The sequence below is a fragment of the Sphingobacterium spiritivorum genome, assembly GCF_016724845.1.
Classification (GTDB): domain Bacteria; phylum Bacteroidota; class Bacteroidia; order Sphingobacteriales; family Sphingobacteriaceae; genus Sphingobacterium; species Sphingobacterium spiritivorum_A.
In genome coordinates this window covers 4,957,759-4,971,574 of record NZ_CP068082.1, presented here as the reverse complement: position 1 = coordinate 4,971,574, position 13,816 = coordinate 4,957,759, and the positions used below count along the sequence as shown (strand labels likewise).

The following is a 13,816-nucleotide window of genomic DNA, read 5'->3' as shown; positions in this document are numbered from 1 at the left end:
AGGGCAGAGAGGGTTGGTGAGAAGTTGATAAAGTTCAGGATTGCTTTATTTGAAGATTATTATTGTCCTTACCAGCAGATAGTTTTATTATATTTGAATTTTCAATTTGGGTATTATGTTTGGAGATTTTTTTCAGGATGAACGTGTTCAGGCAGTCTTTGTATCCATTCTGTGCGGATGCGTTATCGGTTTTGAACGTGAATACCGCAATAAATCGGCAGGTTTCAGAACGGTTGTACTTATCTGTTTCGGTTCTACTATTTTTACTATGGTCTCCATGTTGGGAGAACAATCGGATGACCGTATTGCTGCTAATATCGTTACCGGAATAGGCTTTTTAGGTGCAGGTGTGATCTTTAAAGGTAAAATGTCTGTTTTGGGACTGACTACTGCGGCTGTCATCTGGTCTATGGCCGCTATTGGTATGGTGATTGGTACCGGAGAGTTTGTGTTGGCATTCTTTCTTACAGGCTGCATGTTTATTATTCTGGCTTTCTTCCATAAGATTGAGCGTATGTTGTCCGGTTTTTTCTTTACGAAGACTTTATATATTACTTTTCAGGATATAGGGTTGTACCATCTTAAAGATTTTGAAGAGTTGTTACTCGATGGCAGCGTAAAGCCGGTGCGCAAAGGGCTGGAAAAGCGTGGCAATCAGTTGATGGTTATTTATGATATTACCGGCAGGCGTAAGCATATTCAGGCTGTCAATGAAAAGATTGTTGGACTGGATTATGTATATGAATTCTCTTATTCTTAATTCATTTCAATTATGTCATTTAACATTTGTCAATCTGCTTTTTATATCCTTCTGATCTTTGTCTTTTCACACGCTCCGCGTATAGCTTTTGCTCAGGAAGAGCCGGCCCGTACATTAGATATCCGCATATTGGAATCTATTGCTGAAACACGTACCCCAGCGCAGAATGCTACCTTTCATTTTATATCAGACTCCCATAATTACATGCAGATCGCTATTCCGGCAGGTCTGTTTATAGCAGGAGCCATCAGTGATGATAAACAGATGCGTCAAAATGCAGGATATGTCATCAGCAGCACAGCAGTGACAGCTTTGTTAAATATCGGATTAAAACAGGTTTTTAAACGTTCCCGTCCTTTTAAGAAATATAATAATTTCACAGCGCTGGCTACCCCCGGCTCATTTTCTTTTCCTTCGGGGCATACATCGGCGGCTTTTAGTACCGCCACAGCTTTGTCTCATGCCTATCCCAAATGGTATGTAATAGCTCCGGCCATGTTATGGGCAGGAAGTGTAGGCTATTCGCGTATGTATTTAGGGGTGCATTATACTTCGGATGTTGCTGCAGGTGCCGCTCTTGGTGCAGGAACTGCGTTAGGCATGGGTTTTATGAAAAAATAAACAGGATTTAACTTTATAAGCCTTCTTAGCATTCTCGTTAATATAGTTCTTGTAGTATAAAGATTAAATAAGGTGTAACATATATAATTTGTGGTATTTTTATTATGCCTGCATGCTACTTTATGTTACAAATCAGAGGGATATAGTTGCATAAAATCCTATATTGTGATTTTTCATCAAAATAGTTATCCACAATTCACAATTGTTAAATTTTGTTAAATTATTAAGAAATTAAAGGCCTTATTTTAATTTCTGTAAGAAATGAGCGGATAAATATAAATTTTTCAATTCGGCTCCTTCTATTTAGAATATTTGTAAATAACTTGATGATAATGAGCCCCCTGATCTGTATTAAGTTTATGTTAAGTTTACAAATATTCAACTCCTCTTTTTATTTTTGCAGGACAAATTTCATAATTCAAAATAATGAAGAAATCTTTACTATTTTTTGCTTTAGTTCTTGCAAGCTACGGTACGATCCAGGCGCAGGTAACGACAAGTAGTATGACTGGTTCCGTTACTCAAAGCAGTGGTCAGAAAACTGCAGGAGCGACAATCAAGGCAACACACGTTCCTTCAGGAACTGTTTATTCTGGTTCTGCAAATAGTGCCGGAATATTTAACCTACCGAATATGCGTGTAGGAGGACCTTACAAAGTAGAAATTACTTATGTAGGTTTCAGTCCGCAAATCTACAATGACATCTACTTACAACTTGGACAGGCGTTTGTGTTGAATGCAAATTTGTCTGATAATGAGACAATGTTAGATGAGGTTGCGGTAACTGGAGTTAAAAAGGGAAGAAACTTCAAAACTGGCGCTGAAACTACCATTTCAAGAAAACAGTTAGAAAACTTACCTACAGTTAGTAGAAGTATTAATGATTTTACACGTTTAACTCCACAGGCAGATGTTAAAGGTAGTTCATTATCAATTGGAGGTATGAATAACCGTTTCAATCAATTTACAATTGATGGTGCAGTTAGTAATGACGTATTCGGTTTGAATGCTTCAGGTACAAACGGAGGCGGAACAAATACCAATCCAATTTCATTAGATGCAATTGAGCAGATGTCTGTTCAGATTGCTCCTTTTGATGTCAGATATAGCGGATTTGCTGGTGGTGGTATTTCTGCTGTTACTAAATCCGGAACCAATACTGTACAAGGATCTGCTTACTACTTATTCAGAAATCAGGATTTGACAGGTAAAACACCTAAGTTTATTTTGAAAGACGGAGAGAAAGCTACGAAACTGGCTAACTTCTCAGAAAAAACATATGGCGTTCGTTTAGGTGGACCTATTGTTAAGGATAAACTATTTTTGTTTTTCAATTATGAAAAAACAAAAAGTAATACTCCTTTAAATAATCCGGTAGGAGAAGGACAATCCAAATTATCTGTTGCTGATGCTCAAAGAATAGCGCAAATTGCAAGAGATAAATACAATTATGAAGTTGGATCATTCACCGATCTTATTGATGAGAATGAATCAGATAAAGTATTCACTCGCTTAGATTATAACATTAACGAAAAGCACAAGTTATCTGTAAGATATAACTATATCTCTGGTTACGATTTAGGTAATACACGTAGTGCTAATGCAGTAACATTTGCGAATGGAGCTGTAATTAAGAAATCCAAAACGCACAATGCTACTTTAGAATTCAACAGCAGATTTAATAATTCAATCTCAAATAACTTCTTATTAGGTTATACTCAGGTAAGAGACTTTAGAGATTTTAACGGAAGTTTGTTTCCAAGAGTGAGAATTAGCTTAGGAGAACCTGTATATAATTTAGGAACTGAGGCTAACACTAATATTAATCAGTTGGATCAGGATGTATTTACATTAACAAACAATCTAACATTCTATAAAGGCTTGCATACTGTTACTGTAGGAACACATAATGAGCTTTACAAGATGTATAACGCATTTACAGCAAACTCAAACGGTTCCTACAACTTTACAAATTCTCCTACTGCAGATGTAAACCCTGCTACAGGACAGCCGTATACAGCTATTGAAAACTTTGAAAGAGGTAAAGCTTTATCTTCTCAGTTCAGCTATAGTAATACAGATGATCCGCGTCAGGGAGCGAAGTTCAGTGCTGCACAAATCGGTTTTTATATACAGGATGACTATCAAATCCAGCCTAATATGAAAATTACTGCTGGTGTTAGGGTAGATATTCCAATGTATTTTGATAAACCAATGGAAAATACAGATTTTAACAATTCTATTTTAGCTTTGCGCTACGATGTGAAAACAAACAGAATGCCTAAACCTGCATTTATGTTTTCTCCTCGAGTTGGATTCAACTGGGATGTTAATTCAGACCGCTCAACAATTGTACGAGGTGGTTTAGGTATTTTTACTTCTAGATTTCCATTTGTATGGGCCTCAGGAGCATTTTCTCAAAGTGGAGCATTGTTAGGGGGTAATAACTTAAGTTCAGGAAGAGATAATATTCCTGTTGTTAATTTTATTCCTGATCCTAATGCACAACCTAAATTTGCAGGAACTGTCACTCCTTCAGGTAATATCACAGTGTTGGATGAAAACCTTAAATTACCTCAGATTGCGCGTATTTCAGCTGGTGTAGATCAGGAATTGCCATATGGAATTAAAGGTACAGTTGAATTTATGTATGCTAAGAATCTAAGTGCATTTAGATTTACTGATATTAACCTGGAAAGACCTACAGGCCAATTACAAGGTGCCGATAATCGTTTGATGTATTCAACAGTAAATAAGGACAGACGTATACTTGATAACTATTCAGAAGTTGTATATATCGATAACGTAAATAAAGGAAACTCGTGGTCAGCAACTGCATCTTTAGCAAAAGACTTTAATTTTGGTTTATCAGCGTCCTTAGCTTATACTTATACAGAATCAAAAGATTTGTTTTCAGGAACTTCATCTCAAAACAATTCAAATTTCTATCGTGTAGCGACAGTTAACGGATCAAACAGTGCTTCAGTAGCACATTCACCATATAGCACAGGTAGTCGTGTTTTAGGTATTTTATCCTATTCGAAGGAATATCTTAGACACTTAGGAACTACTATTTCATTAGTTTATAATGGTCAGGATGGAGCTCGTTATTCATATATGGTTACTGGAGGTCTTGGAGGTCATGCACAAGATGGAAATAATCAATTTGCATTAATGTATATTCCTAGAGATCAATCAGAAATGCGTTTTGTTGCTACAAAAGATATGACGGTTGATCAACAATGGGCTGCATTCAATTCATTTATTGAATCTGATGATTATCTGAAAAGCCGTCGTGGTAAATATGCTGAGCGTAATGGTGCCAGAACTCCTTTTACACATAAATTTGATTTAAGAGTAGTGCAGGATCTATTTACTAATATTGGCAGTACAAAAAATAAATTGCAATTATCAATTGACATCATGAATGTTGGTAACCTGATTAATAGTGATTGGGGTAAACAATATAGTGGTGGTGGAAGTTTCTGGGATAACTCATTCAGACCAGTTACGTTTGATAGCTATGTTTCAGCAACAGATAATACTCCTCAATACAGATTGAACAATTTGAATAACAATAAACCATATTTTGAGCAGGATATTGTATCCAGATGGTCTGCACAAGTAGGTATTCGTTATATCTTCAACTAGTTAAGAAGATACACATCTTCTTTAGATAAAGTCCCCGTCAGAATTTTCTGACGGGGACTTTTGTTTTAATATAACCGTTATTAAATAATTGTTATATTAATGTTGTTTTTATCTCTTTTAAATAAAGTTGGCGCTTTTGTTTTGTAATTTTATGTAATTTAATTTAAAATTATGATTATGAAATATTTTGGTTTTCTATTAATTTGTTTGTTTTTTTTATCGTGTAGTAAAAAAGATATTTATCCTGTTGAGCAAAATGGAGATAAATTATCTCTACAACAAACACTAACAGCAAGTACTCCGTATTACTTTGATTGGGAAAATGATACTTATCTGCCTTCATTAAGTACTACAAATCTTGTTCCTCTTCCTTGGAACTCAGGAACAACATCAATCAATCCAAACTTTGTTGATGACTATAAAAAAGCAGATGGCTGGGTATTATGTTATAATACATTTTCTCCTACTGTTTACTTAAATGACCCGAATTACACGTATTATTTTGCCCTATACAATAGATATAGTGGAATATTACGGTTTTATCACTGGATTCCTGCAAACCCAATTGCAACCTCTTATGTTACTCATGGATTATCCTTGTATGGAAATAGTAATAATTCCAGCATGTTAAATTTTAATGCTGTGGAAGTTGTTCCAAAGGAAATTCAAAGATCCTTTTCTCTTATGAATGAACAGCAAGTAACGTTATCCGGTGGAAGTTGGTATGTTTTTGATTATGAAATGGCTTATGATAAAAACATTGCTAATTCATCCTTCCCAAATGTGGGTATTGAGCTAAATCCTAAATGGGTCAACGTAACTACAGTCAATATTAACGGAACTTCTACAGGTAAGATTGAAGGAACGATTGGAAATCCCGGTTCACCATTTAATTTGGTTAATTTTCTTACAAAAAGCGTTACTACTTTGTATGGGAATTTAGCTTATACAAATCTAATTAGCGCCTTAACTTCTAAAAATGGTAGTGCTAATATTTCAGCTGAAAATGAAATGAAGAAAACCATGTCCGACGGTGGTAAAGGAATAGTTAAAGGTATCTTAAATGGTATGTTTGGTTTAGGCGGAAGTCCCTCAACATATCAGAAAGTAAAACTGACAACTCAATCAGATATTAAACTTAACGGAACAATGGTTAATAACGGTTCACTATTCAATATTAAATTAGCTGTCCCTGGACAAGCTAACTATAATAATGTAGTGGGATTAAAACCAAATTTCAACGAAGTAATGGGAATTTTTAATCTGAGGTCAGCTCCTGTAATAGATGCCCGTCGTGAAAGTTTCTGGTACAGTTTTGTTGATGATCAATACGGAGAAGAAGACTATACAGAAGTGGATGTTGATTATTACTCTCTAAAGAACGATGCATATACTATCGAATGGAATCCTGCTGTTATAAATTCTGATCCTGTAAGTGGTGCAAGAATTGAAAATTTAACGACTCAGATTGTTTCTATCTATCCTTATTCTACATATAACAGTTCAGGTGTAGGATTTTCAACATTACTTCAAAAAGGAGATTGGAATCTCGCTGTTGGTGCAAATTTTGAAGTTTTGGTAAATGGAAATCATGTTCGGGAGCAGAATGGTAAAGATATTCTTGGTCTTTCACTGCCTAATTCTTCTGAAGAATTTATCATTGTAAAAGATAAATATGCTCTTGGATATCCTGGTGAAATAGGGTTAAGAATTATTTTTGATGTGGTTCCAAATAATGGGGGTAAGAGAACTAAAATTATTAAAACTTTTGCAGCCAAAATAAGAGATATTATTTAGTATTATTCTTAAATACGAAAGAGAATATTTATTATGAATAAACAAGAATCCCCGTCAGAATTTCTGACGGGGATTCTTGTTTTAATGATTTTAGATTGATCTCTAAAAATTCGGTTTTAGCAGATACTTGTCGTAGAATCTGAAGATATGTTCTGCTGCATCTTCTGCACTATCGACTACACGATACAGTTTCAAATCTTCTTCACTGATATAGGCATTGCCCAACATTGTATTTTGAACCCAGTCGATTAATCCGCCCCAATATTCGCTACCTACCAATACAATAGGGAAGCGGGCAATTTTTCCGGTCTGAATCAGCGTAATGGCTTCAAACAATTCATCCATCGTTCCGAATCCCCCGGGCATAACAATATATCCCTGAGAGTATTTCATAAACATGACTTTGCGAACAAAGAAATAATTAAATTCCAGTAGCTTATCTCTGTCAATATACTTATTGTGGAATTGCTCAAAAGGAAGTTCTATATTCAGACCTACGGATTTACCTCCGGCTTCATAAGCACCCTTGTTGGCTGCTTCCATAATACCGGGACCGCCTCCTGAAATAACACCGTAACCTCTTTCTGTCAAGAGCTTGCCGATATCGACCGCCATTTGATAATATTTATGTTCTCTGGGAGTTCTGGCAGATCCGAATATGGATACACAAGGACCTATTTTAGCTAGTTTTTCAAAACCATCAACAAATTCCGACATGATCTTAAAGATCTGCCACGAATCTTTCACCTTAATCTCCTGCCAAGTTTTGTTCTCGAACGCACGTAAGATTTTATCTTCCTTCATATTTAAATACTGTTTAAAAAAATTATAGCCATCCTCTGAGGATGACTCTTACAAGATATACATTTTTTCTAAAATCAAAAATAATTATGCTGTCATAGTTTTTGCAGGCGCAGAAAAAATAAATTACAGGACTCAGGCACAAAAGATAATTTACTTATCACCCGATCAGCCTGTAAGTGAGTGTTTAATAGCCGTAACGCATTCCCTTCCGATAATTATGTGCTGCTATTTCTGTTTCCCCAATTTACATTAATCTAACAATAGCACCATGTTTTCTTAAAGATGCTTTAATACCTACTTAATATGTAAAAGCTAGGTTTGCAGCATGAAATATCGATTTAGCAGCGTGTGTGAAGTTTGGAGATCAATCCTCTTAAATTTCTGACTATTCGCCGAATCCAGATACATGCAATCAGATCTGACCACAGTTTTCAGTACGTATTAATCCGTAAACTATTAAATATTCGTGTACATATTAAATATCCATGTAGTACAGGCTACACAAATACGAATGAATATAGTTTGGATATTCCATATGACAATTGAAAATGAAATTTTATGCATATGAAACTTTACTTCAACTACATGTTACTTTTACTGGTCGTCTTTACTTCCTGTAATTCTTCTGAAATTGAAAAACTAGAGCTTTCCCAATCGTCTGCATCTGTGGCGCAGGTACTGCCGGAGGGGACAAACTGGATGAGCTTTATCCAGGGAGAACGTAAGCTTTCCTCACTGAGTATTCCGGGGACACATGATGCCGGTGCTCGCTATGAACCTGTTTCGGGCACTGCAAAGACGCAAAACCTGACCATCGCAGAGCAACTGAATGCCGGAGTCCGTTTTCTGGATGTGCGTTGTCGTTTTGTAGATAACAACTTTGCTATCCATCACGGACCAGTATATCAGCATCTCAATTTTGATGATGTACTGCAATCCTGTAAAAGCTTCTTACAGGAGCATCCTTCAGAAACCATTATTATGAGTGTCAAGGAAGAGCACACGCCCAGTGGCAATTCGATGACTTTCGAAGAGCGTTTTATCAAGTATACCGATACCTATTCAGGTCTGTTCAGGTTAGATACAGATATTCCTTCTTTACAGCAGGCACGGGGTAAGATTGTGTTATTAAGAAGGTTTGGCAGCGCACAGGCACTCGGTATTCAGGCCTATAACGGATGGTCGGACAATACCTCTTTCACCATTCAGAATCAGGAATCTACCCTACAGGTACAGGATGCTTATCAGGTGAGCAGTAATACAGATAAATGGAATGCCATTAATACCTTATTAAATACAAGTAAGAATACGGATCCGGCTTCCGGAACATTGTTTTTGAATTTCTCCAGCGGATATCAGAAAAAATTATGGGTGATCCCTAACATTCCATCCGTATCCAATGAGATAAATCCCAAATTATTAAACTATTTCAATCAGCAGACGACCAGCCATTTCGGGGTTATTATTACCGATTTTATTCATGCTGATCTGGCTAAAAGTATTTTCAATACCAATTTTTAAAACAATATCATATACATGAAGAAAAACTATGTGTGGCTGGCAGCGATGCTGTTTTGCCATGTGGGTGTAAGTACCCCGAGCTATGCAGGCATATCCGGATTTGGGAATGCCGTTATCCGCTATGACCAGCGACCTCTGAAAGGAATTGTCAAAGGTATCGACGGATTACCGCTTTCCGGTGTATCTGTACAATTGGCAAAGTCCGGCAAAGCTGTACAGACAGATCAGCAGGGAACTTTCGAACTGAGCGCACAGGTCGGTGACCAGCTAAAAATAAGCAGTATAGGATTTCTGACTCAAATCATCACTGTAGATGAGCGTCTGCAATACAATATAACACTACAGGAAGACAGTCAGACCTTGTCTGAAGTGGTGGTCGTCGGATACGGCAAGCAAAGCCGCAGTACAGTGACGGGTTCTGTTGCCAGTGTAGGTCTGGACAGAGCCAGTTCGCGCTCCATGAACAATCTGGGGGATGTATTGCAGGGTAAAGCACCCGGTGTAGTGGTGACGAATGAGGGTGGAGATCCTACCGCCAAACCTCGTATCAATATCAGGGGACTTGGCGGTATCAACGGAGAAGAACCTCTGTATGTCATTGACGGATCCATATATTCAGGAGTGCCTATGCTCAATCCTAATGATATCGAATCCATATCTGTACTGAAAGATGCAGCGGCTTCTATTTACGGAGCACGTGCTTCAGGTGGGGTGATACTGGTCACGACCAAATCGGGACGCAAAGCGCCTGTAAGTATCAATGTCGATGCTAAGCAGGGTTTTCAGTCTGCATGGAAAAAACCAAAACCACTAAATGCTGTACAGCGGGCACAGGTATCTAATCTGGCTGCCGATAATGCCGGTGTAAACCGTAATGATGCCTTCAATGCGGAGAAATATCCGGACGGGCAGATTACCCGTACCAACTGGATAGATGAAGTCATGCAAAATGGTTACATTCAGGATTATAATGTTTCTCTGGATGGTGGAAATGAACATTCAACAATATATTCGAGTTTCAATTACCGTAAAGGAGAGGGGATACTGCTCAATACCTATAATGAACGTTATAATATCCGTATCAATGCCAAACATGAGATCAAGCCCTGGCTGACTATCGGTGAAAATCTTTATCTGAATTATGACAACGGGAACGGGGCCGCTACAGGAGACGGTTACACCGGAGCTTTGATCTCTGCGATCTATTACCCGTCAAATGTACCGGTATATGATGAGAACGGAGCTTTTTCCGGACTTCCGCTACCTTACGGACCGGGAGCATACGGAGATATTATCAATCCGGTAGCTTATCTGAAGCGTCTGGATATTGATAATCCTACTTACAATCTTGTAGTGAATCCGTATGTAGAACTGAAGCTGGCTAAGGGGTTGAAATTCAGATCTAACTTCAGTATGACACAGGGCTTCAATAACTTTAAACAGTTCACTACCCGTGTTCCGGAAATCGGGAAACCATCTAATTCCAATAAGCTAACCCTGAACGATAAACGCTCAAGTGATATACTTGCCGAACAGATCCTGACGTATTCTCTGGATAAAGGCGATCATCACGTAGACGCTTTGGCCGGATTCAATTATCAGAAAATTACATCCCGCTTCAATGAGATCACAGGACAGGGATTTGTAAGTGAAGCTCCTGAGATGCGCTATCTGGTCAATGCAAGTGAGACACTCGCTCCATTGGATGGTTACGAAGCTTCGACGCTATTGTCTTATCTGGGGCGTGTCAACTATAATTATAAACAAAAGTATATGCTATCTCTGACAGGCAGAAGAGATGGGAGTTCGCTAGTGGCTCCGCAAAACAGATTTCAGAATTACGGATCTGTAGCAGCGGCATGGTCGCTTAAAAAAGAGAATTTCCTGCAGGATGTAAACTGGCTGTCCGAACTGAAATTAAGAGGTAGCTACGGGGTATTGGGTAATCTGGGTAGTCTGGATCCATTTGCTGTAAATCCGTTGCTGAGCCGCTCACAGATCTTTATGGGAAATACGCCGACACGTGTTACCTATCTGGCTGAAACAAAAAGAGCCAGCACTGATCTGACCTGGGCGGAATCTGAGCAGACGAATATCGGATTAGACCTGGGACTGATGAATAACCGCCTTTCTGTTATAGCGGATTATTTTATCAAGAATACTAATAATATGATTATGGAGTTGCCATTACCGGGAACTACAGGATTGAAAAATCAGATTGTAAATGGAGGAAGTGTGCAGGATAAAGGGATAGAATTGGGTATTCAGTATCAGTCTAAAGGAGAGAGTGAGTTCCAGTATGGATTTGGAGGGAGTATTACCTCCGTTAAAAACGAAATAAAATCTTTAGCAGGAGGGGTGCAGACGCAGGCTTTACCTATCAGTTTCCGTCAGATGTTAAATCCTGTAGTTCTGCAGGTAGGTGAGTCTCTTTATTCTTACAAAGTGGTGCAGACAGACGGAATCTTTCAGTCAGAAGAAGAGGTGAAGGCGCACACGAACGGCAGCGGAGGACTGATTCAGCCGAATGCCAAGCCGGGAGATTTTCGTTTTAAAGACGCTAACGGTGACGGCAAGATAGACGCACAAGACCGCGTTTTTGTAGGTAATGCCTATCCTACCTTCTCTTACGGCATCAATTTCAATGCATCTTACAAAGGCTTTGATCTGAATATGTTTTTCCAGGGTGTACAGGGTAATAAGCTATTCAATGCGATGAAATTCAGTACTCTTAATGCCGGTGTGGGACAGCAGTATAATATGCTCGAGGGCGTATTGGATGCCTGGACTCCTGAAAATCGCAGCAATGAACTTCCGCGTGTCTCTTTACGTGATGAGAACCGTAATTTCTACGAAACATCAGATTTTTATGTAGAAAACGGCTCTTATTTGCGTCTGAAAAACCTGACACTGGGCTATACACTGCCAAAGGCATTATCCGAACGTATGAAACTGAAAAATGTACGTCTGTATGCCACGGGAAATAATGTATTTACCCTGACCAAATACACCGGATTTGATCCGGAAGTCGGTATGGATAGCTATGGTATGGACTCCGGAAGATATCCGCAGGCAAGATCTTTCATTTTTGGATTGAATATTGGCTTTTAATTGAAACAAACACATGCAAAATAATATAAAGAAAACAATGCTGCTTGGTCTTTCGGCAGTATCCTTATTCACGGCTTGTAATAAGCAACTTGATATTGTACCTGAAGGTGCTCCTACAAAGGCTAATTTCTGGAAGACAGAAGCTGATGCGATAAGTGCCAGTAATGCACTGTATGCCTTATACGATCAGTCCGAATCGTTCTATGGAAGAGGATTGTTCTGGTTTATCAATGCCAGCGATGATATGGTGACCGGCAGAGCAAATGCACAGGCGGATAATATGAAAAACTTTAGCCGGGCCTATATCGGCGGATCTTATACCGAAAACAATTGGGTAGATCGTTTTATCATTATCAAGCGCGCAAATGATATTATCCGGTATGTTCCTGCTATCCAGATGAGTGCGGCAATTAAAAACCGGGTACTTGGTGAAGCATATTTCAACAGTGCTGTGATGAACTACGAACTGGCTGCCAACTACGGTGATGACCGGATGGGAGTACCGATCGTGACAGTGGAGAATATGGATCATACAGAAGCGGTACCACGTGCTGCCAATATTACTGAAAACTACAAGCACGCCATCAATCAGTTTAAGAAAGCCGCAGATTTGCTCCCTTTCTTTGATACCTATGCTGCTGCAGATCAGGGCAGGGCACATAAAGTAGCTGCCTGGGGATATTTATCCAAAACCTATTTATATATGAAGGATTATGCAAATGCAGAGCTTTATGCGGATTCCGTTATTAATTTCGGTAAAAGAAGGTTAGAGGATAATTATAAAGATGTATTCACTACTGCACGTAATTATGGTACTGAATACATCTGGTCTGTGACCAGTAGTGCTGCAGGACCGGACGGATGGGGTAGTATTCTGCCAGGCGTAATGCTAACGAATGGTGGCTGGGGAAAATACAATGGCTGGGGCTATTATCTTCCGACAAAAGAATTGTATGATGCCTATGAGACAGGAGATATCCGCAGAGAAGCTACGATCCTGAAGCCGGGAGATAAATTTATGTATTTCGGCGTAGAGACTACTTTTGCTCCTCCAAGTGCTGCATTGTCCGACTATCAGTTTAATAAGTATATGGAGCCCTTCTCTCATGCCAATCCTATAGGTACTTATGTGAGTCCTAATGGTGACCATAATTCGACTTCGCTCAATGTGCCTTTAATGAGATATGCGGAAATTCTGCTGATCAAAGCAGAAGCTGCAATCAATCTGCGAGGAAACGGAGCAGGAGATACACAGCTCAATATGATTCGCAGACGGGCAGGTTTAACGCCAAAAACAGGACTTGACATGGCGGAATTGAAAAACCAACGCCGTTGTGAACTTGCCGGAGAATTTGCGGATCGTCACCGTGACCTGATCCGCTGGGGAGATGCAGCGGCTACCTACGCAAAAGCGTTGCATGATTCAAAAGGTAAAGTAATCTGGGCCGCAAGAAAGTTTGACCCGAAGATTCACCATGTGTGGCTGGTGCCTCAGCGTGAAATTGATAACAGCAGAGGGGTAATCAAACAAAATGAAGGCTGGTAGAAATC

At 38.9% G+C, this 13,816-nt stretch carries 8 protein-coding genes; 7 read left to right on the top strand and 1 reads right to left on the bottom strand.

What is annotated here, in order from left to right; genetic code table 11:
- The first annotated feature begins 115 nt into the window (after window positions 1-115).
- The 4 genes from I6J03_RS21275 to I6J03_RS21260 all read left to right on the top strand — a co-directional run bounded on the left by I6J03_RS21275 (window position 116) and on the right by I6J03_RS21260 (window position 6,829).
- Window positions 116-760 carry an MgtC/SapB family protein gene (locus I6J03_RS21275; RefSeq protein WP_201693967.1) on the top strand — a complete coding sequence of 215 codons (645 nt, stop codon included), beginning with the start codon at window positions 116-118 and terminating at the stop codon, window positions 758-760.
- 12 nt (window positions 761-772) lie between these two features.
- Window positions 773-1,381, top strand: coding sequence for a phosphatase PAP2 family protein (locus I6J03_RS21270; protein WP_003006061.1), 609 nt, complete (start codon window positions 773-775; stop codon window positions 1,379-1,381).
- 426 nt (window positions 1,382-1,807) lie between these two features.
- Complete coding sequence (locus I6J03_RS21265) at window positions 1,808-5,032, top strand: TonB-dependent receptor (RefSeq protein WP_003006058.1); 3,225 nt, start codon at window positions 1,808-1,810, stop codon at window positions 5,030-5,032.
- A gap of 177 nt (window positions 5,033-5,209) precedes the next feature.
- Window positions 5,210-6,829, top strand: a complete 1,620-nt coding sequence (locus I6J03_RS21260; RefSeq protein WP_157600426.1) for a hypothetical protein — start codon at window positions 5,210-5,212, stop codon at window positions 6,827-6,829.
- 102 nt (window positions 6,830-6,931) lie between these two features.
- On the opposite strand, the gene I6J03_RS21255 is transcribed toward I6J03_RS21260, so the two are convergent.
- Entirely contained in the window at window positions 6,932-7,633 is a 702-nt protein-coding gene (locus I6J03_RS21255) for an LOG family protein (RefSeq protein WP_002994802.1), read from the bottom strand.
- Between the two features lie 558 nt (window positions 7,634-8,191).
- On the opposite strand from I6J03_RS21255, the gene I6J03_RS21250 reads away from it, so the two are divergent.
- From I6J03_RS21250 to I6J03_RS21240, 3 genes are read left to right on the top strand one after another with little or no spacing between them, the layout of a single operon-like run.
- The gene (locus tag I6J03_RS21250; protein WP_003006051.1) at window positions 8,192-9,154 is read left to right on the top strand and encodes a phosphatidylinositol-specific phospholipase C; all 963 of its coding nucleotides are present in this window, start codon (window positions 8,192-8,194) and stop codon (window positions 9,152-9,154) included.
- Between the two features lie 15 nt (window positions 9,155-9,169).
- Entirely contained in the window at window positions 9,170-12,265 is a 3,096-nt protein-coding gene (locus I6J03_RS21245) for a SusC/RagA family TonB-linked outer membrane protein (protein ID WP_003006048.1), read from the top strand.
- A gap of 13 nt (window positions 12,266-12,278) precedes the next feature.
- The gene (locus tag I6J03_RS21240) at window positions 12,279-13,811 is read left to right on the top strand and encodes a RagB/SusD family nutrient uptake outer membrane protein (protein ID WP_003006045.1); all 1,533 of its coding nucleotides are present in this window, start codon (window positions 12,279-12,281) and stop codon (window positions 13,809-13,811) included.
- Window positions 13,812-13,816: the final 5 nt, after the last annotated feature.

What these genes read in the sequence shown, in the direction of transcription:
- I6J03_RS21275 (WP_201693967.1), top strand. Translation starts at nt 116, where the DNA reads ATGTTTGGAGATTTTTTTCAGGATGAACGTGTTCAGGCAGTCTTTGTA.
- I6J03_RS21270 (WP_003006061.1), top strand. Translation starts at nt 773, where the DNA reads ATGTCATTTAACATTTGTCAATCTGCTTTTTATATCCTTCTGATCTTT.
- I6J03_RS21265 (WP_003006058.1), top strand. Translation starts at nt 1,808, where the DNA reads ATGAAGAAATCTTTACTATTTTTTGCTTTAGTTCTTGCAAGCTACGGT.
- I6J03_RS21260 (WP_157600426.1), top strand. Translation starts at nt 5,210, where the DNA reads ATGAAATATTTTGGTTTTCTATTAATTTGTTTGTTTTTTTTATCGTGT.
- I6J03_RS21255 (WP_002994802.1), bottom strand. Translation starts at nt 7,633, where the DNA reads ATGAAGGAAGATAAAATCTTACGTGCGTTCGAGAACAAAACTTGGCAG.
- I6J03_RS21250 (WP_003006051.1), top strand. Translation starts at nt 8,192, where the DNA reads ATGCATATGAAACTTTACTTCAACTACATGTTACTTTTACTGGTCGTC.
- I6J03_RS21245 (WP_003006048.1), top strand. Translation starts at nt 9,170, where the DNA reads ATGAAGAAAAACTATGTGTGGCTGGCAGCGATGCTGTTTTGCCATGTG.
- I6J03_RS21240 (WP_003006045.1), top strand. Translation starts at nt 12,279, where the DNA reads ATGCAAAATAATATAAAGAAAACAATGCTGCTTGGTCTTTCGGCAGTA.